General features: G+C 74.4%; 20 protein-coding genes and 1 tRNA gene. 14 read left to right on the forward strand and 7 right to left on the reverse strand.

Annotated elements, in window-relative coordinates; genetic code table 11:
• Positions 1 to 180: 180 nt before the first annotated feature.
• From ACI79S_RS15700 to ACI79S_RS15710, 3 genes are all read right to left on the reverse strand, one after another.
• Entirely contained in the window at positions 181 to 969 is a 789-nt protein-coding gene (locus ACI79S_RS15700; RefSeq protein WP_456594375.1) for an NUDIX hydrolase, read from the reverse strand.
• 126 nt (positions 970 to 1,095) lie between these two features.
• A complete protein-coding gene (locus ACI79S_RS15705) occupies positions 1,096 to 1,566 on the reverse strand; it encodes a RidA family protein (RefSeq protein WP_456594376.1) in 471 nt (156 codons plus the stop codon).
• Entirely contained in the window at positions 1,563 to 1,733 is a 171-nt protein-coding gene (locus ACI79S_RS15710) for a hypothetical protein (protein ID WP_456594377.1), read from the reverse strand. The genes ACI79S_RS15705 and ACI79S_RS15710 overlap by 4 nt, the downstream gene beginning before the upstream one ends.
• A 94-nt stretch (positions 1,734 to 1,827) precedes the next feature.
• On the opposite strand from ACI79S_RS15710, the gene ACI79S_RS15715 reads away from it, so the two are divergent.
• Genes ACI79S_RS15715 through ACI79S_RS15725 form a run of 3 tightly spaced genes read left to right on the forward strand, consistent with a single transcriptional unit; the run spans position 1,828 to position 6,348 of the window.
• On the forward strand, positions 1,828 to 2,820 hold the full coding sequence (locus ACI79S_RS15715) for an ArsA-related P-loop ATPase (RefSeq protein ID WP_456594378.1): 993 nt from the start codon (positions 1,828 to 1,830) through the stop codon (positions 2,818 to 2,820).
• Complete coding sequence (locus tag ACI79S_RS15720) at positions 2,820 to 4,037, forward strand: ArsA family ATPase (RefSeq protein ID WP_456594379.1); 1,218 nt, start codon at positions 2,820 to 2,822, stop codon at positions 4,035 to 4,037. Before ACI79S_RS15715 ends, ACI79S_RS15720 begins: the two co-directional genes overlap by 1 nt.
• A 40-nt stretch (positions 4,038 to 4,077) precedes the next feature.
• Complete coding sequence (locus ACI79S_RS15725; protein ID WP_456594380.1) at positions 4,078 to 6,348, forward strand: transglycosylase domain-containing protein; 2,271 nt, start codon at positions 4,078 to 4,080, stop codon at positions 6,346 to 6,348.
• Positions 6,349 to 6,413: 65 nt separating this feature from the next.
• Here the strand turns inward: ACI79S_RS15725 and ACI79S_RS15730 are convergent, their stop codons facing one another.
• On the reverse strand, positions 6,414 to 6,866 hold the full coding sequence (locus ACI79S_RS15730; RefSeq protein ID WP_456594381.1) for a GatB/YqeY domain-containing protein: 453 nt from the start codon (positions 6,864 to 6,866) through the stop codon (positions 6,414 to 6,416).
• 51 nt (positions 6,867 to 6,917) lie between these two features.
• Here ACI79S_RS15730 and ACI79S_RS15735 point away from each other — a divergent pair, with 51 nt between their 5' ends.
• The 3 genes from ACI79S_RS15735 (at position 6,918) to ACI79S_RS15745 (ending at position 9,822) form a co-directional block, all read left to right on the forward strand.
• Complete coding sequence (locus ACI79S_RS15735) at positions 6,918 to 7,829, forward strand: metallophosphoesterase (protein ID WP_456594382.1); 912 nt, start codon at positions 6,918 to 6,920, stop codon at positions 7,827 to 7,829.
• 59 nt (positions 7,830 to 7,888) lie between these two features.
• Positions 7,889 to 7,962 (forward strand) — tRNA-Pro (locus ACI79S_RS15740).
• A gap of 66 nt (positions 7,963 to 8,028) precedes the next feature.
• Positions 8,029 to 9,822 carry a prolyl oligopeptidase family serine peptidase gene (locus tag ACI79S_RS15745; RefSeq protein ID WP_456594383.1) on the forward strand — a complete coding sequence of 598 codons (1,794 nt, stop codon included), beginning with the start codon at positions 8,029 to 8,031 and terminating at the stop codon, positions 9,820 to 9,822.
• Here ACI79S_RS15745 and ACI79S_RS15750 read toward each other — a convergent pair.
• From ACI79S_RS15750 to ACI79S_RS15760, 3 genes are read right to left on the reverse strand one after another with little or no spacing between them, the layout of a single operon-like run.
• Positions 9,819 to 10,289 carry a hypothetical protein gene (locus ACI79S_RS15750; protein WP_456594384.1) on the reverse strand — a complete coding sequence of 157 codons (471 nt, stop codon included), beginning with the start codon at positions 10,287 to 10,289 and terminating at the stop codon, positions 9,819 to 9,821. The genes ACI79S_RS15745 and ACI79S_RS15750 overlap by 4 nt on opposite strands.
• Positions 10,286 to 11,335, reverse strand: coding sequence for an aspartate-semialdehyde dehydrogenase (locus tag ACI79S_RS15755; protein ID WP_456594385.1), 1,050 nt, complete (start codon positions 11,333 to 11,335; stop codon positions 10,286 to 10,288). Before ACI79S_RS15755 ends, ACI79S_RS15750 begins: the two co-directional genes overlap by 4 nt.
• Positions 11,332 to 12,600, reverse strand: coding sequence for an aspartate kinase (locus ACI79S_RS15760; protein WP_456594386.1), 1,269 nt, complete (start codon positions 12,598 to 12,600; stop codon positions 11,332 to 11,334). Before ACI79S_RS15760 ends, ACI79S_RS15755 begins: the two co-directional genes overlap by 4 nt.
• Before the next feature lie 74 nt (positions 12,601 to 12,674).
• Here ACI79S_RS15760 and ACI79S_RS15765 point away from each other — a divergent pair, with 74 nt between their 5' ends.
• The 8 genes from ACI79S_RS15765 to leuA all read left to right on the forward strand — a co-directional run bounded on the left by ACI79S_RS15765 (position 12,675) and on the right by leuA (position 22,039).
• Positions 12,675 to 14,270: a phospholipase D family protein gene (locus ACI79S_RS15765; RefSeq protein WP_456594387.1), complete on the forward strand. Its 1,596-nt coding sequence runs from the start codon at positions 12,675 to 12,677 to the stop codon at positions 14,268 to 14,270.
• 168 nt (positions 14,271 to 14,438) lie between these two features.
• Positions 14,439 to 17,219, forward strand: coding sequence for a hydrogen gas-evolving membrane-bound hydrogenase subunit E (gene mbhE / locus ACI79S_RS15770; protein ID WP_456594388.1), 2,781 nt, complete (start codon positions 14,439 to 14,441; stop codon positions 17,217 to 17,219).
• Positions 17,216 to 17,572, forward strand: a complete 357-nt coding sequence (locus ACI79S_RS15775) for a sodium:proton antiporter (RefSeq protein WP_456594389.1) — start codon at positions 17,216 to 17,218, stop codon at positions 17,570 to 17,572. Before mbhE ends, ACI79S_RS15775 begins: the two co-directional genes overlap by 4 nt.
• Positions 17,569 to 19,053, forward strand: a complete 1,485-nt coding sequence (locus ACI79S_RS15780) for a monovalent cation/H+ antiporter subunit D family protein (RefSeq protein WP_456594390.1) — start codon at positions 17,569 to 17,571, stop codon at positions 19,051 to 19,053. The genes ACI79S_RS15775 and ACI79S_RS15780 overlap by 4 nt, the downstream gene beginning before the upstream one ends.
• Positions 19,050 to 19,430 carry a Na+/H+ antiporter subunit E gene (locus ACI79S_RS15785; RefSeq protein WP_456594391.1) on the forward strand — a complete coding sequence of 127 codons (381 nt, stop codon included), beginning with the start codon at positions 19,050 to 19,052 and terminating at the stop codon, positions 19,428 to 19,430. Before ACI79S_RS15780 ends, ACI79S_RS15785 begins: the two co-directional genes overlap by 4 nt.
• A 5-nt stretch (positions 19,431 to 19,435) precedes the next feature.
• Entirely contained in the window at positions 19,436 to 19,696 is a 261-nt protein-coding gene (locus ACI79S_RS15790; protein ID WP_456594392.1) for a monovalent cation/H+ antiporter complex subunit F, read from the forward strand.
• Positions 19,693 to 20,049: a cation:proton antiporter gene (locus tag ACI79S_RS15795; protein WP_456594393.1), complete on the forward strand. Its 357-nt coding sequence runs from the start codon at positions 19,693 to 19,695 to the stop codon at positions 20,047 to 20,049. Before ACI79S_RS15790 ends, ACI79S_RS15795 begins: the two co-directional genes overlap by 4 nt.
• 256 nt (positions 20,050 to 20,305) lie before the next feature.
• The gene (gene leuA, locus ACI79S_RS15800) at positions 20,306 to 22,039 is read left to right on the forward strand and encodes a 2-isopropylmalate synthase (protein WP_456594394.1); all 1,734 of its coding nucleotides are present in this window, start codon (positions 20,306 to 20,308) and stop codon (positions 22,037 to 22,039) included.
• Positions 22,040 to 22,059 lie beyond the last annotated feature (20 nt).

Raw genomic sequence — 22,059 nt, forward strand, 5'->3', positions numbered from 1 at the left:
AGGCCCGGAACCACGACGGTTCCGGGCCTCTCGCGTTCACTGCCCGGGTGACGCCGAGGTGGGGACGGCACCTGGCCGCGGTGTCGCGCAGAGTGGGCCCCGGAGGGGTCCTGGGAGAGCGCGACGCAGCGGCTCAGCGCAGGGCGGGGACGGCACCTGGCTGCGGTGTGACGCGGAGCGTCACGAGGGAAGCGGCACGGCCAGCCGGATGCGGGTGCCGTCGGGCAGCACCGCCCAGCGGCCGTCGGGCGTCTCCTCGAAGCGCGGGCTGATCGGGTGCAGGGGCTCCGGCGGCGAGCCGGCCAGGGCGGCCGCGACGTCGGGGAAGGCCACCAGCTGGCCGAGGGTGTGCGACGTCGGCGGCAGCATCGGCCGGGTGCCGGCCTCCAGCTCGGCCAGCGCGGCGGCGGGCGAGAGCCACGCGGCCTCGTCGGCCTCCCCCGAGACGTCGCGCGCCTCCTGCCCGACCGGCAGGGCGGCGGCGAAGAACTTGGTGTCGTAGCGCCGCGGCTCGACCGGTGGGGTGATCCAGTGCGCGAACGGCCGCAGCAGGTCCGACCGGAGCACCAGCCCGCGACCGGCCAGGAGCCCGGCCAGCGACAGCTCGCGGCTGAGCAGCGCCTGGCGCTGCTCCTCCCAGTCATCCCCCGAGACGTCCGGTACGACGGTCCCGTCGGGCAGCCCGGCCAGCAGGACGCCGGCCTCCTCGAACGTCTCGCGCACCGCGGCGCACACGAGCTCCCGCGCGGTCCGCTCGTCGCAGCCGAACGCGGTCGCCCACCGGTCGGGCGCGGGCCCGGCCCACCCGATCTCGGTGTCGCCGTCCCGGGGGTCGACGCCGCCACCCGGGTAGGCGGTCATGCCGCCGGCGAAGGGCATGCCCTTCGTGCGGCGCAGCAGGTACACCTCGAGGCCGGGCGCGCCGTCGCGCAGCAGCAGGACCGTCGCGGCCTGACGAGGCTCAGGCATGCCGCACGACGCAGTCGTCGGTCCCGAGCAGTGGGGGTCCGGAGGACCTCCCGGCGCGGGACCGGGACACGCTCGGCGCAACCGGCACCGGGGCTTGGCCGCGGTGCCGTCCGGAGGACGGCGGTGTCACAGCAGCTCGACGGTGAGCTCGACCTCCACGGGGGCACCCATCGGCAGCTCGGCCACCCCCACCGCGCTGCGGGCGTGCTGACCGGCATCACCGAAGATGCGGCCCAGCAGCTCGCTGGCGCCGTTGACCACCCGGGGCTGCCCGGTGAAGCCCTCGACGCTGGCCACGTAGCCCACGACCCGCACGATGCGCGCGACCGCGTCCAGCCCCACGAGGTCGTCGATCGCGGCCAGCGCGTTCAGCGCGCAGACCTTCGCGTCGGCCGCGGCGGCCTCCACGTCGACCGACCCGCCGACCTTGCCGGTGCGGCGCAGCCCGCCGTCGACGAACGGCAGCTGACCCGAGGTGAACACCAGGGAGCCGGTGCGCACGGCCGGCACGTAGGCGGCGACGGGCGCGGCCACCGGGGGCAGCCGGATGCCCAGCTCGGCGAGCCGGGCGTGCCAGCCCGGCGCCGGGGCCGTCATACCGGCCGCTTGAGGTAGGCGACCGGCTGCTCGGCCCCACCGGGGCCGGGGAGGACGGTCACCAGCTCCCACCCGTCGACGCCCCAGGAGTCGAGGATCGCCTTGGTGTTGTGGATCAGCAGCGGGATGGTCGCGTACTCCCACTTCTGGCGGGCGGTTTCGCTCATGACCGCGACGCTAGCGCAGCCGCCGGACGCGATGCCCGTCACGCCACCCGGCACGGGCAGGCCGTCCCGGTCACCTGCTCCTACGCTGGGGCAGGTGAGCCCCGATCCCACCACCCCGCGCCTGCACGTGGTCACCGGCAAGGGAGGGACGGGGAAGACCACCGTCGCCGCCGCCCTGGCCCTGGCGCTCGCCGCGGACGGGCGCTCGGTGCTGCTGGTGGAGACCGAGGGCCGGCAGGGCATCGCCCAGCTGTTCGACACCCCGCCGCTGCCCTACGAGGAGCGCCGGGTCGCCGTCGCCCGCGGCGGGGGCGAGGTCAAGGCGCTGGCCATCGACGTCGAGGAGGCGCTCCTCGACTACCTCGACATGTTCTACAACCTCCGGCGGGCCGGCCGGGCGCTGCGGAAGATGGGCGCCATCGACTTCGCCACCGCCATCGCGCCGGGCCTCCGCGACGTGCTGATCACGGGGAAGATCAAGGAGGCGGTCACCCGGCGGCAGGACGGCAGGCCGGTCTACGACGCCGTCGTCGTCGACGCGCCACCCACCGGCCGGATCACCCGCTTCCTCGGCGTCACCGGGGAGATGTCGCAGCTGGCCCGCTCCGGCCCGATCAAGACCCAGAGCGACGGCGTCATGGCGGTGCTGCGCTCCCCGCAGACGGCGGTCCACCTGGTGACCATCCTGGAGGACATGCCCGTGCAGGAGACCGCGGACGCCATCGCGGAGCTGGAGGCGGCCGGGCTGCCGATCGGCTCGGTGATCGTGAACATGGCGACCGAGCCGGTGCTGCCGCCCGCCACGCTGTCCCGCGCGGCGGCCGGCGAGCTCACCGGCGCCGAGCTCGCCCCCGCGCTGGCCGGCGCACACGTGCCGGGCGCCGAGCAGCTGGCCGACGCGCTGGTCGCGGAGGTCGTGGAGCACGCCCGCCGCTGGGTGGCGCAGGACGCCCTGCGGGCGCAGGTGGCGGAGCTGGACCGCCCCACCGTCGAGATCCCGCTGCTGCCGGGCCCGATGGACCTCGGCTGCCTGTTCGAGCTGGCCGGGCGGCTCGAGGACCACCTCCGCACCGAGGTGGCCGCCTGATGGCCGCCGACACGGCCACCGAGCCGCGCACCCGGGCGCCCCGGCAGGCCCCCGCGATGGACCTGGCCGAGCTGATCGCCGACCGGCAGACCCGCATCGTCGTCTGCTGCGGCGCCGGTGGCGTGGGTAAGACGACGACGTCCGCGGCGCTGGCGCTGGCCGCAGCGGAGGCCGGGCGCACCGTCGTCGTCCTCACCATCGACCCGGCCCGGCGGCTGGCCCAGTCCCTCGGGCTGACCGAGCTGGACAACGAGCCACGGCGGGTGGACGTCCCCGGGGCACCGGGCGAGCTGCACGCGATGATGCTGGACATGAAGCGGACGTTCGACGACATCGTCACCGCTCACTCCACGCCCGAACGTGCGCAGCAGATCCTCGACAACCCCTTCTACCAGGCGCTCTCCTCCTCGTTCGCCGGCACGCAGGAGTACATGGCGATGGAGAAGCTGGGCCAGCTGCGGGCCAGCGAGGAGTGGGACCTGGTCATCGTCGACACCCCGCCGTCCCGCTCCGCGCTGGACTTCCTGGACGCCCCCAACCGCATGAGCCGGTTCCTCGACGGCACGATGATCCGGCTGCTCATGGCGCCCAGCCGGACCGGCTTCAAGTTCGCCAGCGCCGGGTTCCTGCTGTTCAGCCGGATCGTCAGCAAGATCCTGGGTGGTCAGCTGCTGCGCGACATCTCCGCCTTCGTCGCCGCGCTGGACACCATGTTCGGCGGTTTCCGCGAGCGCGCGACGGCGACGTTCGAGCTGCTGCGCCGCCCCGGCACGTGGTTCGTGGTGGTCGCGGCGCCGGAGCCCGACGCGCTCCGCGAGGCGTCCTACTTCGTCGACCGGCTCTCGGCCGAAGGGATGCCGCTGGCCGGGCTGGTCGTCAACCGGACGCACCCCCCGGCCACCACGGCGCTGTCGGCCACCCGCGCGGAGGGCGCCGCCGAGGAGGTCGCCGAGAGCGGCGACGAGGGAGCGGCGCTCGCGGCCGCGGCGCTGCGGGTGCACGCGGACCGGATGCAGCTCGCGACCCGGGAGCAGCACCTGGCCGACCGCTTCACCAGCGCCCACCCCGACGTCGCGCTGCGCACGGTGCCGGCCGCCGCCGGGGACGTGCACGACCTCGCGGGGCTGCGGATGATGGCCGACGCCCTGACCGGCGCGGACGACGACACGCCGACCGGCACGCCGCGGACACGCGTCCTGCCCGCGCGCCGCGGCTGAGCGCCGCGCTCACCCGTCCGGGCGACGTACCCTGGCCGCGATGTCGGAGAACGCGCGCGTCCGGACCCGTCTGCTCGCCAAGCTCGCCGCGACGATCGTCGTCGCCGGCGCGCTGCTGGCCGGCCTCATGCTGCCCTGGATCGGGGGTACCGGGCTGGCGGCCCGCAACTCCGTGTCGCTGCTCGACGCCCTGCCGGTGGAGCTGACCGACAAGACCCCCGCGGGCGTCACCCGGGTGCTCGCCGCCGACGGGCAGCTGATCACGAACTTCTACGAGCACAACCGGACGCCGGTCACCTCCGACCAGATCGCCGACGTCATGAAGCAGGCGCTCGTCGACATCGAGGACTCCCGCTTCTACGACCACAACGGGCTGGACGTGCAGGGCACGCTGCGCGCGCTGGTGAAGAACGTCGCCGCCGGCGAGGTGCAGGAGGGCGGCTCCACCCTCACCCAGCAGCTGGTCAAGCAGACCCTGCTGCAGACGGCCACCACGCCGGAGGAGCGGGACGCCGCCGACGCCCAGACCGTGGGCCGCAAGCTGCGGGAGGCGCGCCTGGCCCTCGCCCTGGAGGACACCTACTCCAAGGACGAGATCCTCACCCGCTACCTGAACATCGTGTACTTCGGGAAGGGCGCCTACGGCATCCAGGCCGCCGCCCAGCGCTACTTCAGCGTGAACGCCGCCGACCTCAACCTCCCGCAGGCGGCCATGCTCGCCGGGCTGGTGCAGAAGCCGTTCCACGACGACCCGATCGACAACCCCGAGAACGCCCAGATCCGGCGCAACCAGGTGCTGCAGCGGATGCACGACCTGGGGCACATCAGCGAGCAGCAGCTGGCCGAGATCACGCCGACCCCGGTCGAGGTCACGCCCGGCCAGGCCCCGCCGAACGGGTGCATCGACGCGGCCATCGGCGGCTTCCTGTGCGCCTACGCCCACCAGTACCTCATTGGGACGCTGGGCCTGACCCGGGACGAGCTGGAGAACGGCGGGCTGACCATCCAGACCACCCTGCGCCCCGACATGCAGACCGCCGGCGACCAGGCCGTGCTCGACGCCCAGCCGATGGGCAGCAGCCTCGTCGCCCTGTACACGGCGGTCGAGCCGGGCACCGGCAAGGTGCTGGCGATGAGCGCCAACCGGCGCTACGGCTGCGACGGGCCCGAGTGCGAGTCCGTCGTCCTCAACGCCACGGCCAGCGCCGGGGCCGGCTCCACCTACAAGACGTTCGTCGCCGCCGCCGCCCTGGCCCAGGGGTACGGCAAGGACTACACGCTCACCTCGGCGGAGCCGTACCTCTCGCGGGTCTACAAGGACTGGGACCCCGATCGGGGCGTCCCGAAGCCCTACGACGTGGAGAACGTCGGCAGCAACTACCCGCGGACGATGACGCTCGAGCAGGCGCTCTACGCGTCGTCGAACACCTACTTCCTGCACCTGCAGGACGAGCTGGGCAGCATCGAGGCGCCCGTCCGCACGGCACAGGCCATGGGCATGACCTTCGACGGGCCCAACCAGACCCCGGCCGACCAGATCGTCTCCGAGAACCGTGGCTCCTTCGCCTTCGGCACCGACGCAACCAGCCCGCTGGACCTGGCCACCGCGTACGCCACGCTGGCGGCCAACGGCACCCGGTGCACCCCGGTCCCGGTGGTCGCGGTGCTCGACCGCAACGGCGAGCCGCTCACCCGTGACGGGGAGCCGGTCGTACCCGAGGGCGGCAACTGCACCCCGGAGGCGATCCCGGCCGGCGTGGCCACCACGATGAATCAGATCCTGCGCAAGGACGTCGAGCCGGGCTACCGGCTGCAGACCGGCGCCCGCGCCTACGTGCCCGGTCACCAGATCGCCGGCAAGACCGGTACGTCGCAGGACAACCAGTCGGTCGCCTTCGTGGGCTACACGCCGCGGTACGCCGCGAGCGTGATGGTCTTCAACCCGAAGGAGAAGCAGCGCGTACCCGGGTACGGCGGTGGCCTGGGCGCAACGGCCTGGCGCGATGCCATGGCCCCCGTGCTCAACGCCGAGGAGGCCGTGCCCTTCCCGCCTGCCGACCCGGTTGTCGAGCAGGGGACGCGGCAGTCGCCGCGGTCGGGCAGGGACACCGGAGACCGGGCCGGCGGCACGTCGAGCCGCTCGGCAGACCGGTCGAGCAGCACGGGCACCACGACGGGCGGCACCACCTCGCCGCCGCCGGCCGAGCAGCCCCGGCCGCCTGCGGAGCCTCCGGTGGAGCCCCAGGTACCGCCGCCGGCCGACGCCGGTACCACCGGACCGGAGCCGACCGGGGACACCCCGACGGGCTGACCGGAGAGACGACGAAGGGCCGGACCGAGAGGTCCGGCCCTTCGTCGTCTCGCGTCGAGCGGGGCTCAGCCGAGCTGGCGGCGGACCTCGGCGGCGACCCGCGAGCCCTCGGCCCGGCCGGCGACCACGCCGTTCGCCGCGCCCATGACCTTCCCCATGTCCTTCATGCCGGAGGCGCCGGTCCGGGAGATGACGTCGGCGACGATCGCGGCCAGGTCGGCGTCGTCGAGCTGCGCCGGCAGGTAGTCCGCGAGGATCTCGCCCTCGGCCTGCTCACGGGCAGCCTGCTCGGTGCGACCGGCGGAGCCGAACGCCTCGGCCGCCTCCCGGCGCTTCTTCGCCTCACGGCGGAGCACGGCCTGCACCTCGTCGTCGGTGAGCTCGCGGGCCTCCTTGCCCGACACCTCCTCCGCGCTGACGGCGGCGAGCACCATGCGCAGCGTGGCGGTGCGCAGCTCGTCGCGGGCCTTCATGGCGGTGGTCAGGTCGGCGCGCAGCTGTTCCTTGAGGTCGGGCACCGGTCCAGCCTCGCACGACGCCGCCCCGGGGTGCGCCCGTAGGCTCGGTGGGTGCGCTGGTACACCGCCGTCCCCACCGCCGCCGTCGCCTCGGGCGCGGCCGTGACCGCCTACGCGAGCCTCTACGAACGCACGCGCTGGACGCTGCGCCGGTTCGAGGTGCCCGTGCTGGCACCGGGTTCGGCACCGCTGACCGTCCTGCAGCTCTCCGACCTGCACATGACCGCCGGGCAGCGGAGCAAGCAGGAGTGGGTCGCGGGCCTCGCCGCCCTCGAACCCGACCTGGTGATCAACACCGGGGACAACCTCGCCGGCTTCGACGCCGTGCCGCCGACGCTGCGCGCCCTGGACCCGCTGCTGGACCGGCCCGGCGCCTTCGTGCTGGCCAGCAACGACTACTACGCGCCGCGGCCGAAGAACCCGTTCAAGTACTTCAAGCGCGACCACAAGCGGGTGCACGGCGACGAACTGCCCTGGCGCGACCTGCGCGACGGCATGCGCGAGCGCGGCTGGCTCGACCTCACCAACGCCTCCGGTGAGCTCACCGTGGGCGGGCGGCGCATCGTCTTCGCCGGCGTCGACGACTCGCACCTGCGGCGGGACCGCTACGACCTCGTGGCCGGGCCCGCCGATGCGACCGCCGACGTGCGGATCGGCCTGGCCCACTCCCCCGAACCGCGGGTGCTCGACCGCTTCGCCGCAGACGGCTACGACCTGCTGCTGTGCGGTCACACGCACGGCGGCCAGCTGCGGGTGCCCTTCTACGGGGCGCTGGTCACCAACTGCGGCATCGACCGCGACCGGGTCCGCTGGCTGCACCGCTGGGCACCGCCCACGCCCGCGCACCCGGCCGGCACCTGGCTGCACGTCTCGGCCGGGCTGGGCACCAGTCCGTACGCGCCGGTGCGCTTCGCCTGCCCGCCCGAGGCGACGCTGCTCACCCTCACCGCCCGCCCCGCCTGAGCGCCGGTCCCCCGCCGCCGGAGCCCGCGGGGTCTAGCGCTAGACTTCTCGACGCACCTCGGGGTGTGGCGCAGCTTGGTAGCGCGCGTCGTTCGGGACGACGAGGCCGCAGGTTCAAATCCTGTCACCCCGACCCTCTCTCAGGGGCCGCCAGATGGCGGCCCCTGAGTCGTTCCCGGGGCGCTGCGAAGATGGGTCCGTGACCGCCGAGCAGACCACCCCCGCCCTTCCCCCCGAGGTCACCGCCCGCTGGCAGGCCCGCTTCCGCGCGCCCCGCGTCTCGCTCCCGGACTGGGCCGAGGAGGCCCCGCACCGCAACCTCTACTCCTCCGACGTCAGCGGCGTCGTCGAGCAGTACGCCTGGGACCGGGAGACCGGCGTCCACCGCCAGGTCACCGACCGGCCCAACGGCACGCTGATCGCGACCCTGGACCGCGACGGCGACACGATCTGGTGGTTCGCCGACACCGACGGCGACGAGTTCGGTGTCTGGATGACCCAGCCGTTCACCGGCGGCGAGGACGCCGTCGCCGTTCCCGAGGTGGGCCCCGCCTACCCGGCGGGGCTGGAGATCGGCCGCACGCTGGTGGCCATCGGCCGCAGCACCGACGACGGCAGCGAGCTCTGGCTGGCGCCGACCGGTGGCACGCCGCGGGTGGTCTACCGGCACCCCGACCCGGCGTCGGTGGACGCGCTGACCCGCGACGACGAGCTGCTGGTGATCTCGCACTCCGAGCACGGCGACCCGCGCTACCCCGCGCTGCGGGTGCTCCGCACGGCCGACGACGTGGTGGTCGCGGAGAAGTGGGACGGCGAGGGCCGCGGGCTGCACGCGCTGGAGTTCGCCCCGCTGCCCGGTGACCGCCGGCTGCTGGTCGGGCACGAGCGGCGCGGCCGCGAGGAGCTCCTGGTCTGGGACGTCGCCACCGGCACCGAGACGGAGCTCGTGCTCGACCTGCCCGGCGACGTGACCGCCGGCTGGTACCCGGACGGCTCCGCGCTGCTGGTGGGCCACGACCACGCCGCCCGCAGCGAGGTGTACCGCTACGACCTGGCCTCCGGCGCGCTGGAGAAGCTGGAGACCCCGCCCGGCGTCGTCCGCGGCGCCACCGCCCGGCCCGACGGCACGGTGGAGCTGGCGTGGTCGAACTCCGAGCGGCCGCCGGTCATCCGCCGGGCCGACGGTCCCGTCGTCCTCTCGGTGTCCGACGAGCAGCCGCCCGCCGCCTACCCGGTCGAGGACCGCTGGGTCCCCGGCCCGGGCGGCGACGTGCACGCCCTGCTGGTGCGCCCCGCCGGGGAGGGGCCGCACGCGACGGCGTTCCTGGTGCACGGCGGCCCGGAGGCCGCCGACGACGACTCCTACCGCGCCCGCCGCGCGGCCTACGTCGACGCTGGCTACGCCGTCGTGCACGTGAACTACCGGGGCTCCACGGGCTACGGCTCGGCCTGGCGCGACGCGCTCACCGGCCGGCCCGGGCTGACCGAGCTCGAGGACGTCGGCGCGGTCTACGACGCGCTGGTCGCCGAGGGGGTCGTGGACCCGCAGCGCGCGATCCTCACCGGCGGCTCGTGGGGCGGGTTCCTCACCCTGCTGGGGCTGGGCACCCAGCCGGAGCGCTGGGCGGCCGGCATCGCCGAGGTGCCGGTGGCGGACTACCTGGCGGCGTACGAGGACGAGATGGAGGGCCTGCGGGCCTACGACCGCGCGCTGTTCGGCGGGTCGCCGGAGGAGGTGCGCGACGTCTACGTGCGCTCCTCGCCCATCACCTACGTCGACGCCGTCGCCGCACCGGTGCTGGTGGTGGCCGGCGCGAACGACCCGCGCTGCCCGATCCGGCAGATCGACAACTACCTGGGGGAGCTGGAGCGGCTGGGCAAGCCGCACGAGGTGTACCGGTTCGACGCCGGGCACGGCTCGCTGGTGATCGAGGAGACGATCCGGCAGGTCGAGGTCGCGCTCTCCTTCGCCCTGCGCCACGTGCGGCCCTAGCGGTCGCGGCGGCCGGCCACCCGGGGACGGCGCGGCTCCAGCAGTGCCCGGCGGGCGTTCTCCGCCCGCCGGCGCGCCGCCCGCCGGAGCGCGCGCCGACCCCCCTGCGGGTCGTCGGGCGAGAACGCCGACCACACGAGCTGGGCGTCCGGCGGCTCCGGCGCCCGGTCGTCGGCGTCCGTCCGCTCGCGCAGCGCCGCGAGGACGCGGCCGGTGAGGTCGTCGTCGTCCAGGAGGGCGGTGAGATCCTGCGGATCCCGCCCCTCCGCGGCCAGGGCCTCGGCCAGCCGGCTGAACATCCCGGGGCCGAACGCGTGCACGACCGCGTCGCCGAGCACCGCGTGGGCGGCGTCGACGCGGACACCGGCCTCCAGCGCGAGCTCCAGCTCGGCCCAGGCCTGCAGCGTGTACCGGTCGGGCCACGGCCGCGGCTCGGGCACGAACGACGGCTCGCCCCCGGGGATCACCGACGGGAGGCGGCGATGAGCTCCGCGATCTGGACCGTGTTCAGGGCGGCGCCCTTGCGCAGGTTGTCGTTGCTGACGAAGAGCACCAGCCCACGGGCGCCGTCCACGCTCTGGTCCTGCCGGATGCGACCCACGTAGCTGGGGTCGCGGCCGGCGGCCTGGAGCGGGTTGGGGACGTCGGAGAGCTCCACCCCGGGCGCGGCCGACAGCAGCTCGGTGGCCCGCTCGACGGTCAGCTCGCGCGCGAACTCCACGTTGAGCGAGAGCGAGTGCCCGGTGAAGACCGGGACGCGCACGCAGGTGCCGGCCACCCGCAGGTCGGGGATGCCGAGGATCTTGCGGCTCTCGTTGCGGAGCTTCTGCTCCTCGTCGGTCTCGAACGAGCCGTCGTCGACGACCGAGCCCGCCATCGGCAGCACGTTGTAGGCGATCGGGCGGACGTACTTCTGCGGCTCGGGGAAGGTCACCGCCGACCCGTCGTGCGTGAGCTCGGCGGCCTTGTCGACGACCGCCTTGACCTGGCCGTCGAGCTCCTCGACGCCGGCCACCCCGCTGCCGGAGACCGCCTGGTAGGTGCTCGCGACGATGCGCACGAGCTGCGCCTCGTCGTGCAGCGGCTTGAGCACCGGCATCGCGGCCATCGTCGTGCAGTTCGGGTTGGCGATGATCCGGCCGTGCGCCTTGGCGATGTCACCCGGGTTGACCTCGCTGACGACCAGCGGGATCTCCGGGTCGCGCCGGAACGCCGAGCTGTTGTCGATGACGGTCACGCCGGCCTCGGCGAACCGCGGCGCCTGGGCCCGGGAGGTGGTGGCCCCGGCGGAGAAGATCGCGATGTCCAGCCCGGCGGGGTCGGCGGTGGCGGCGTCCTCGACGGTGATCTCCCCGCCGGCCCACGGCAGGGTGCTGCCGGCGGACCGGGCGGAGGCGAAGAAGCGCAGCTCGGCGAGCGGGAACTCCCGCTCGGCGAGCAGGTCGCGGACGACCCGGCCGACCTGGCCGGTGGCGCCGACGATCCCGACGCGGAGTCCCTGGCTGGTGCTCATCGTCCGGTTCCTCCGTAGACCACGGCCTGGGCGTCCTCGGTACCCAGGTCGAACGCATCGTGCACCGCGCGGACGGCGAGGTCGACGTCGGTGTCGCGGCAGACCACGGAGATGCGGATCTCCGAGGTGCTGATCAGCTCCAGGTTGACCCCGGCGTCGGCCAGCGCGCCGAAGAACTTGGCCGAGACACCCGGGTGCGAGCGCATGCCGGCACCGACCAGGCTCACCTTGCCGATGTGCTGGTCGAAGCTGACGTCGGTGTAGCCGACGGTGTGCTTCACCTTCTCCAGGGCGGCCAGCGCGGCCGGGCCGTCGCTCTTGGGCAGCGTGAAGGAGATGTCGGCGAGCTTGCTGGCCTCGGCCGACACGTTCTGCACGATCATGTCGATGTTGACCTCGGCGTCGGCGAGCACCCGGAACAGCTGCGCGGCCTCGCCCGGCCGGTCCGGCACCCCGAAGACGGTGATCTTGCCCTCGGAGCGGTCGTGCGCGACGCCCGTGATGATCGCCTGTTCCACCGGGAGGTCCTCCATCGAGCCGGTCACGGTCGTGCCGGGAAGCTGTGAGTAGGAGCTGCGGACGTGCACGGGGATGCCGTAGCGGCGGGCGTACTCGACGCAGCGCAGCATGAGCACCTTGGCCCCCGAGGCGGCGAGCTCGAGCATCTCCTCGTAGGTGATGGTCTCGAGCCGCTTGGCGTTGGGGACGATGCGCGGGTCGGCGGTGAAGACGCCGTCGACGTCGGTGTAGATCTCGCAGACGTCGGCGTTCAGCGCCGCGGCGACGGCGACGGCGGTGGTGTCCGAGCCGCCGCGGCCGAGGGTGGTGATGTCCTTGGTGTCCTGGCTGACGCCCTGGAACCCGGCGACGATGACGACCGAGCCCTCGTTGAGCGCATCCCGCAGGCGGCCGGGCGTGACGTCGATGATGCGCGCCTTGCCGTGGCTGGACGTGGTGATCACGCCGGCCTGCGAGCCGGTGAACGACCGCGCCTCGTACCCGTGCTCGGAGATCGCGATGGCCAGCAGCGCCATGGAGATCCGCTCGCCGGCGGTGAGCAGCATGTCCAGCTCGCGACCGGGTGGGGTGTCGGTGATCTGGCTGGCCAGGTCCAGCAGCTCGTCGGTCGTGTCGCCCATCGCGGAGACCACGACGACGACGTCGTCGCCGTTCTTCTTGGCAGCGACGATCCGTTCCGCGACACGCTTCATGTGCTCGGCGGAGGCGACGGACGAGCCGCCGTACTTCTGGACGACGAGGGCCACGGGTCATGAGGCTACCGACGTGGTCCGCGGGCCGAGCGGTTGCATCTCCCGCGCCCGACCGATGTGATCACCGGGTGGACGATCCGCACCGGTGGCTGCTCACCTCGGAGGAGCGCCACAACCGCGGCGCCGCCGTCCCCGCCTGGACTGAGGGCAACCTGGTCCGGCCGCTGGTCCACGGCGCGGCGTACTTCGACCGGCTCGTCGAGGTGGTCGAGCAGCTGGGCGAGGGCGACCGGATCTGGTTCACCGACTGGCGGGGCGACCCCGACGAGCGGCTGCGCCCCGACGGGCCCACCGTCAACGAGCTGTTCAGCGCGGCCGCGCACCGCGGCGTCGACGTGCGCGGCCTGGTGTGGCGCTCGCACACCGACGCGCTCTCCTACAGCAAGGAGCAGAACCGGTCGCTGGACCGGGAGATCGAGGCCGACGGCGGCCGGGTCGTGCTCGACCAGCGCGTGCGCCGGTTCGGCAGCCACCACCAGAAGGTGGTGATCATCCGGTGCCCCGCCGATCCCTCCCGGGACGTCGCGTTCGCCGGCGGCATCGACCTGTGCCACAGCCGCCGCGACGACGCCCGGCACGGTGGGGACCCGCAGGCGGTGGAGATGGCCTCCGGGTACGGCCCGACCCCGCCGTGGCACGACGTCCAGGCGGAGGTCCGCGGGCCCGCCGTCGCCGTGCTGGAGACGAGCTTCCGCGAGCGGTGGGACGACCCGACCAGCCCGGTGCAGGGAAATCCGATCGCCTACGTCGTCGGGCGGTTCCGCGGGGCCCGGCTGGACACCGCCCCGCTGCCGCCCGAGCTGCCCCCGCCACCGCCGGCCGGGCCGCACCTGGTCCAGATCCTGCGCACCTACCCGAAGATCCTGCCGCGCTACGACTTCGCGCCCGAGGGGGAGCGCTCGATCGCCCGCGGCTACTCCAAAGCGGTGAAGCGGGCGCGGCGGCTGGTCTACCTGGAGGACCAGTACCTGTGGTCGTCGGAGGTCGCCCAGCTGTTCGCCGACGCCCTCCAGGACAACCCCGACCTCCACCTGGTGGTGGTCGTGCCCCGCATCCCCGACCAGGAGGGCGCGTTCTCGGCGACGCCGCAGACGGTGGGCCGCCGGCAGGCGATCGACCTGTGCGTGCGGGCGGGAGGCCAGGAGCGGGTGCACGTCTTCGACGTCGAGAACCACGCCGGGACGCCGGTGTACGTGCACGCCAAGGTGTGCGTCGTCGACGACGTGTGGGCCAGCATCGGCAGCGACAACTTCAACCGGCGCTCCTGGACGCACGACAGCGAGCTCTCCACCGCCGTCCTCGACACCACGCGCGACCCCCGCGAGCCGCGGGACCCGGGCGGGACCGGGGACGGCGCCCGCACCTTCGCGCGGGACCTGCGGCTGGAGCTGGCGCGCGAGCACCTGGACCTGGCCGAGGACGGCAGCGACGACGACCTGCTCGTGGACCCGGCGCGCTTCGTCGCCACGCTCGAGGAGCGGGCGACCGCCCTGGCCGAGTGGCACGACCGCGGTCGCCACGGGCCACGGCCACCCGGCCGGCTCCGCCCGCACCGCCCGGAGAAGCTGCCCTGGCACACCCGGCTGTGGGCGGCACCGGTCTACCGGCTGCTGGTCGACCCCGACGGCCGGCCCCTGCGGCTGCGCCTGCGCAAGGCCTTCTGACCCAGGGCGCGACCGACCGTGTGTAGACGCGCGGTGGACGGGGCATCGCCGTGCCGGGTGCGCCGGGAAGTCTGGTCGGCAGGTCCTCCGTAGCCGACCGCTCAGGAGAGTCCCCGTGCCTCTTCGTGTCCGCGTGCCCGCACCACCAGGCAGCCTCCACGCCCACCCATGACGCCGGTGATCGCCCTCGCGGCCCTCGCCGCGCTGGCCGTCTCCGCACCGTTGCTGACCCGCCGGCTGGGCCGCGACGCCGGCTACGTGCTGGCCGTCGGCTTCCTCGCCGTCGCCGGCGTGCTGGTCTCCGGCTCCATGGGCGCGGTGCTCGGCGGCGGCGTGGTCGAGTGGTCCGTCGACTGGCTGCCGTCCCTGGGCGTCTCCCTGGCGCTGCGGCTGGACGGGGTCTCCGTCGTCTTCGCCCTGGTCGCGCTGGGCGTGGGGTCGCTGGTGATGGCCTACTGCGCCCGGTACGTGGGCGACGCCACCGCCCGCGGGCCGGTCTACCCGCTGCTCACCACGTTCGCCCTGGCCATGGTCGGGCTGGTCCTGGCCGACGACGTGGTCCTGCTGTACGTGTTCTGGGAGCTCACGACGCTCTGCTCCTTCGCGCTGGTGTCGACCGCGGGCGCCGTGGCCGCGCGCCCGGGGCGCCGGGCCCTGGTCATCACCGTCGCGGGCGGCCTGGCCCTGCTCGTGGCCGCGGTCCTGCTCGCCACCGTCACCGGCACCACCCGGCTGTCGGCCGTCCTCGCCGAGCCCGCCGTGGTGCTGGAGTCCCCGCTGGCCCTGCCCATCGGTGCCCTCGTGGTCGTCGCCGCCCTCACCAAGTCCGCCCAGCTACCGGTCCACTTCTGGCTGCCGGGCGCGATGGTGGCCATGACCCCGATCAGCGCCTACCTGCACGCGGCCACCATGGTGAAGGCGGGCGTCTACCTGCTCATCCGCGTCAGCCCGCTGTTCGCCGGGCAGCCCGCCTGGTCGGCCACGCTCCTCACCGTCGGGCTGGCCACCGCGCTGACCGGCGCCGTGATGGCGCTGCGGGAGCACGACCTCAAGGCGCTGCTCGCCCAGTCGACGGTCAGCCAGCTGGGGCTGCTGGTCGCGGCGATCGGGGTCGGCACCGCGACGGCCCTCGCCGCGGCGCTGCTGCACACGATGGCGCACGCGCTGTTCAAGGCGACGCTGTTCATGCTCGTCGGGATCATCGACAAGCAGACCGGCCGCCGGGACGTGCGGGAGCTCTCGGGGCTGTGGCGGGTGATGCCCTGGACGGCGGCGTTCACCGGGCTGGCGGCGCTGTCCATGGCCGGCGTGCCGCCGCTGCTGGGCTTCGTCAGCAAGGAGTACCTGTTCCAGGGCTTCCTCAGCGCGGACGTCACCCCCTGGGCCGGTCCACTGGCCGTCGGCGTCGCGGTGCTGGCCTCCGCCCTGACCTTCGCCTACAGCGCGCGGATCGTCCACGGTGCCTTCGGCGGCCCCACCCGGCAGCCGGAGCTCCACGACCCCACCCGTTCCTTCCTGGCGCCGGCGGCCGTGGCCGCCGTCGCGGCGCTCGCCCTGGGCCCGGCCGTGGCGCTGTTCGATCCCCTGATCGACGCCGCCACCCGGGCATCGCTGCCGGCGGCCGACCCGCCGTCGGTGCACGCCTGGCACGGCCTCAGCCCCGAGCTGGTCCTCTCCGCCGTCACCATCGCCCTGGGGCTGCTCCTCTTCTGGCAGCGCACCCCGGTCGACCGCGCCCTGCGCATGCGGCTGCCCGACGGCGCGGCCTGGTTCGACCGCCTGCACGACGGATTGCTGCACATCGGGGCGGCCGTCGGCCGCCCGGACCGCACGAGCGCCCTGGCACCCCACCTGGTCCGGCCCCTGCTCGCACTCCTGCTCCTCGCCGCCGTGGCGGTGGCCGGCGTGGACGGGCTGGCACCGTCCCGGCCGACCGGACGGGCCCTGGACTGGCCGGTCGTCCTGCTGCTCACCGGCACCGTCGCCGCCGCGGTGGTGGCCCGCTCCGCCCTCGCCGCGCTCGGCCTGGTCGGGCTGACCGGGCTGGTGGTGGCCGTCTGGTTCCTGCTGAGCGGCGCACCGGACGTGGCGCTGACGCTGCTGCTCGTCGAGATCCTCACGACGGTGGTGGCCGTGCTGGTCCTGCGCCGCCTGCCCGGCGAGCTGCCACGAACGCCCCGGTGGCGCGCCCTGCCCGCCGCCGGGCTGGCCGTGGCCCTCGGCGCGGCCGCCGCGGCCGCCACCGCCGCGCTCACCGGGCGCCGGGGCCTGTCCGGCGCCGGTGCCTACCACCTCGAGTCCGCGGTCCCCGAGACCGGGGGGAGCAACGTGGTCAACACCATCCTGGTCGACTTCCGCGCCACCGACACGCTCGGCGAGGCGGTCGTGCTCGGCGCGGCGGCGGTCGGCCTGCTCGCACTGCTCGGCAGCGGCACGGCGCCCAGCCGGACCGGGACCACCCCCCGCGCGGAGGAGCGCGACGGCGGGCTCGTGCTCCGCCACGGCGCCCGCGTGCTCGTGCCCGGGATGGCGGTGCTGTCGGCCTGGCTGCTCTGGCGGGGCCACGACGCACCGGGGGGTGGCTTCATCGCGGCGCTGGCCGCGGGGATCGCCGTCGGCGTGCACCAGGTGGCGCACGGCTTCCCCGGACTCCCTCCCGCGCTGCGCCCGCTGCCGCTCGTGGGTGGCGGGCTGCTGGTGTCCCTGGGCAGCGGGCTGGTGCCGGTGCTGGGCGGGGATGCCTTCCTCACCCCCTACGAGGTGCCGGTGCTGTCCTCGGTGGGGATCGGCTCCGCGCTGGTGTTCGACCTGGGCGTCCTGATGCTCGTGCTGGGGCTGCTGGTGGCCGCGTTCGACCGGCTGGGTGCGGCGGGTCCCGGTGCCCCTGACGACGGGACAGGGGCTGCGCCGCCCCGCCGCGCGTCGTCGGCCGCGGGGAGCGCCGCGTGACCGCCGCGCTGGCCGTCGGGGTCCTCGTGGCCGCGGGCGCCTACCTGCTGCTGCAGCGCGGCCTGGTCCGGGTCGTGCTCGGGTTCGTGCTGCTGGGGCACGCGGTCAACGTCCTGCTCGTGGCGGCGGGTGGGATGGACCGCCGGGACGTCCCCCTCGTCGGCGAGGGGGACCCGGCGCGCACCGCCGACCCTCTTCCCCAGGCATTCGTGCTCACCGCGATCGTCATCGCCTTCGCGGTCACCGTCTACCTGCTCGCCCTGCTCCGCGCCGGGTCCGGGAACGGCGATCGGGCGGCTCCGCCTACGGAGGACGACGCCGCCGCGCGGACCGCGACCGGGGAGGACCGGTGAGCGTGCTGCTGGGCGCCCCGGTGGTGGCACCGCTCGCCGTCGCCGGGCTGCTGGTCCTGCTCCGGGGCACCTCGCGGACGCCAGCACGCGCCCTCGCCTGGGGCGTCAGCGCCGGCGTCGCCGTGGTCGGGGCCCTGCTGCTGGCCGGTGCGGTGGACGGCCGGCTGCCGGTGCTCCGGCTGGGTGGCTGGCCGCCCGGCATCGCGATCACCCTCGTCGCCGACGTCCTCTCCGCGCTGCTGCTGCTGGTCACCGCGGTGCTCGTGCTCGCCGGGCTGGCCTTCGCGGCCGCGACCGGGGAGGACGCCGACCCGTGGTTCCTGCCGATGACCCTGGTGCTCTCCACCGGTGTCTACGGCGCGCTGCTCACCGCGGACCTGTTCAACCTCTTCGTGTTCGTCGAGGTCATGCTGCTGCCGAGCTACGTGCTCCTCGTCGCCGCCGGGCGGGGGCAGCGGTTGGCCGCGGGCGGGGTCTACGTCACGGTGAACCTGCTGGCCTCCACGGTGTTCCTCGGCGGGGTGGCGCTGCTCTACGGCATCACCGGGACCGTCAACATCGGCGAGCTCGCCGGTGCGGCGGCGGCCTCCACGGGCGCCGCCGCCGCCGGCGCCGTCGTCCTGGTGGCCCTGGCGGCGAAGTCCGCGGTGGTCCCCCTGCACAGCTGGCTGCCGGTGAGCTACTCGGCCACCGGCCCGGCGGTCACCGTCCTGTTCTCCGGGCTGCTCACGAAGGTCGGCGTCTACGCGCTGGTCCGGCTGTGGTCCGTCGTGTTCGACGGCGATCCGCGGTACACCTGGGTGCTGCTCCTCGTCGCCGTGGCGACCATGGCCGTCGGCGCGCTCGGCGCGATCGGGGAGAAGGCGGTGCGGCCGATCCTGACCTTCCACATGGTGAGCCAGATCGGGTACGTGCTGGTCGGCCTCGCGCTCTCCACCGTGGCCGGGCTGGCGGCCGCGGTGTTCTTCCTCGTCCAGTACGTGTTCGTCAAGGCGGCACTACTCGTCTGCGCCGGGGCGGTGGAGGTCGGTCACGGGACGGGCGAGCTGGGCCGGCTCGGCGGGCTCGCCCGCCGCGACCCCCTGCTGGCGATCGCCTTCGCGGTGTCGGCGTCGGCCCTCGTCGGCCTGCCCCCGCTCTCCGGCTTCGTCGCCAAGCTGGGGCTGGCCTCCGCGGCCGCGAGCGAGGGCCGGTACGTCGCGGTCGCCGCCGTGGCGGGCGTCAGCCTGCTGACCCTCGTCTCCATGCTCAAGATCTGGAACGGGGTCTTCTGGGAGCCCGGTCCCGGGGACGGGGAGGAGCCCGGACCGGCCGCGGTGCGCACCCGGGTACGGCCGGCGCTGGTCGTCCCGGCCCTGCTGCTGGTCGGCCCGGCCCTCGTGCTCGGCGTCTGGGCCGAGCCGCTGCTCGCCGCATCGACCGCCGCCGCCGAGGGGCTGGCGGACACGACCGCCTACGTGAGCGCGGTGAGCGGGCGGTGAGCCGGCCGGCACGGCGGACCGTGCGTCTGCTGAGCTTCCTGGCCTGGTACGCGGTGCGGTTCGTGCAGGCCAACGTTCGGGTCGCCCGGGAGATCCTCACCCCGGGCAGCGACCTCGCGCCCGCCGTCGTGGAGGTGCCGGTGCACGACCACGGCCGGCTCGAGCTCGCCTCGCTCATGAGCCTGGTCACGTTGAGCCCGGGGACCATGGCGGTCGGCCTGACCGCCGACCGCCGCGCGCTGCTGGTGCACGGCATGCACGCCGCCGACCCCGGCGCCTTCCGGGCCGAGCTGCTGGAGCTGGACCGGCGGCTGCTCGCCGTCTCCCGGCCCCTCCCCCCTCCCCCCGCTCCCCCGTCCGACTCCTCCCGGAGGTGACCCGCATGGTCCTGCTCGACGCGGCGCTCGTCGTCCTGGCGCTGTCCCTGGTGGTGGCGGCGATCCGCATCGCCCGCGGTCCCAGCGACGTCGACCGCGCCCTGGGCGTGGACTTCGGCTTCGCGGTCGTGATCGCCGCGATCGCGCTGCTCGCGGTCCGCCTGGACGCGCCGGCGATGCTCGACCTGGTGCTGGTCGCCACGCTCGTCGGCTTCCTCGCCACGGTCGCCTTCGCCCGGCTCGCCGGCGGGAGACGGTCGTCGTGACGGTGCAGGAGGTGATCGGCGGTGTGTTCGTCGGCACCGGCGTGCTCCTGATCGCGGTGGCCGCGGTCGGGCTGCTCCGCCTGCCCGACGTCTACAACCGGGCGAACGCGGTCGCCAAGGCGGCCAGCCTGGGGTTGGTGTCGGTGCTGCTGGGCGTCGTCGTGCTGGCCCCCGGCGCCGCCGCGGTCGCCACCCTGCTGGTCGCGATCGCGCTGCAGCTGTTCACCGTGCCCATCGCCGGCTTCGAGATCGCCCAGGCGGCGTGGCTCTCCCGCGCCCCCTTGACGGCGGGCACCCGGGGTGAGGAGCTGCTGGCCCGGAACCGTCCGCGCGAGGCACCGGAGGAGAGCTGAGCGCGCCACCACCGGACCGCACCGGCCGCGGTCACCAGGGCGGCACGCCCCCGGGACGGTGCGGCCGATCCGCCACCGCGTCGAGTCGCTGCTACCGTGGGCGCGTGCGCGGCAGCCTCCTGCTTAGCCGCCGCGGCGAGGCCCTCTCCTAGGTCGGCTCCCTCGCCGCGGGGTTCCGGCGTCCCCGGCGTCCGCTGACCGCCCCCGGAGCCGTGCGCACTCCGCGCACGGCAGCCCGCACCAGGAGCCCTCCCCCATGAGCGAGACCCACCCGCACGCCCGCAACCCCCAGCAGCCGTCCGGCATGCCGATCCACCGCTACGCCCCCTTCACCCCCGTGGCGCTGCCCGACCGCACCTGGCCCGACACCGTGACGACGCAGGCGCCGCGGTGGTGCGCCGTCGACCTGCGCGACGGCAACCAGGCGCTGATCGACCCGATGACGCCCGACCGCAAGCGCCGGATGTTCGAGCTGCTGGTCCGCATGGGCTACAAGGAGATCGAGGTCGGGTTCCCGGCGGCGAGCCAGACCGACTACGACTTCGTCCGCCAGCTGATCGAGGACGACCTGGTCCCCGACGACGTGACGATCCAGGTGCTCACCCAGGCCCGCGACGAGCTGATCGAGCGCACCTTCGAGTCGCTGCAGGGCGCGAAGCAGGCGATCGTGCACCTCTACAACTCCACGTCCACCCTGCAGCGGCGGGTCGTCTTCGCCTCCGACCGGGCCGGGATCGTCGACATCGCCGTCCACGGCGCCCAGGTGGTCCGCAAGCTCGCCGAGCAGATGGCTGACACCGACATCCGGTTCGAGTACTCGCCCGAGTCCTTCACCGGCACCGAGCTCGACTTCGCCGTCGAGATCTGCAACGCCGTCACCGACGTCTGGGAGCCCACGCCCGAGCGGCCGACGATCCTCAACCTGCCGGCCACGGTCGAGATGGCCGAACCGACGGTCTACGCCGACCAGGTGGAGTGGATGCACCGGAACCTGGGCCGGCGCGACTCGGTGGTCCTCAGCCTGCACCCGCACAACGACCGCGGCACCGCCGTGGCCGCCGCGGAGCTCGGCTACCGGGCCGGCGCCGACCGCATCGAGGGCTGCCTGTTCGGCAACGGCGAGCGCACCGGCAACGTCGACCTGGTCACCCTGGGGCTGAACCTGTTCAGCCAGGGGATCGACCCGCAGATCGACTTCTCCGACATCGACGAGATCCGCCGCACCGTCGAGTACTGCAACCAGCTCGGCGTGCACGAGCGGCACCCCTACGGCGGCGACCTCGTCTACACCGCCTTCTCCGGCTCCCACCAGGACGCCATCAACAAGGGCTTCAGGGCCCTGGAGGCCGACGCGCAGGCCGCCGGCGTCCCCGTCGAGCAGCAGGCGTGGGCGGTGCCGTACCTGCCGATCGACCCCAAGGACGTCGGCCGCAGCTACGAGGCCGTGATCCGGGTGAACAGCCAGTCCGGCAAGGGCGGCGTCGCCTACATCATGAAGACCGAGAACCACCTGGACCTGCCGCGCCGGCTGCAGATCGAGTTCAGCGCCGTCATCCAGCGGCACACCGACGACGAGGGCGGCGAGGTCACCGCCCAGCAGATGTGGACGGCCTTCAGCAACGAGTACCTGCCCGACCCCGTCGCCCCCTGGGGCCGGTTCTCCCTCACCGGGCACCGGCACACCGCGCACGGCGACCAGCTCGACGAGATGGTCGTCGAGCTGGTCGACAACGGCGTCCCGGTGACCGTCGAGGGCCGCGGCAACGGACCGATCGCGGCGTTCGTCGATGCGCTGCGGACCGTCGACGTCGACGTCCGGGTCCTCGACTACGCCGAGCACGCCATGTCCGCCGGTGGTGACGCGCGCGCCGCCGCCTACGTCGAGTGCGCCGTCGGCGAGCGGGTGCTGTGGGGGGTCGGGATCGACCCGAACATCGTCACCGCCTCGCTGCGCGCCGTCGTCTCCGCGGTCAACCGCGCCCAGCGCTGATCCTGGCGGCGGGACGGGGC

It is taken from the genome of Blastococcus sp. SYSU DS1024, from assembly GCF_054050795.1.

Excerpts from the sequence above, each read along its gene's own strand:
- ACI79S_RS15700 (WP_456594375.1), bottom strand. The coding sequence starts at position 969 with ATGCCTGAGCCTCGTCAGGCCGCGACGGTCCTGCTGCTGCGCGACGGC.
- ACI79S_RS15705 (WP_456594376.1), bottom strand. The coding sequence starts at position 1,566 with ATGACGGCCCCGGCGCCGGGCTGGCACGCCCGGCTCGCCGAGCTGGGC.
- ACI79S_RS15710 (WP_456594377.1), bottom strand. The coding sequence starts at position 1,733 with ATGAGCGAAACCGCCCGCCAGAAGTGGGAGTACGCGACCATCCCGCTG.
- ACI79S_RS15720 (WP_456594379.1), top strand. The coding sequence starts at position 2,820 with ATGGCCGCCGACACGGCCACCGAGCCGCGCACCCGGGCGCCCCGGCAG.
- ACI79S_RS15725 (WP_456594380.1), top strand. The coding sequence starts at position 4,078 with ATGTCGGAGAACGCGCGCGTCCGGACCCGTCTGCTCGCCAAGCTCGCC.
- ACI79S_RS15755 (WP_456594385.1), bottom strand. The coding sequence starts at position 11,335 with ATGAGCACCAGCCAGGGACTCCGCGTCGGGATCGTCGGCGCCACCGGC.
- mbhE (WP_456594388.1), top strand. The coding sequence starts at position 14,439 with ATGACGCCGGTGATCGCCCTCGCGGCCCTCGCCGCGCTGGCCGTCTCC.
- ACI79S_RS15790 (WP_456594392.1), top strand. The coding sequence starts at position 19,436 with ATGGTCCTGCTCGACGCGGCGCTCGTCGTCCTGGCGCTGTCCCTGGTG.
- leuA (WP_456594394.1), top strand. The coding sequence starts at position 20,306 with ATGAGCGAGACCCACCCGCACGCCCGCAACCCCCAGCAGCCGTCCGGC.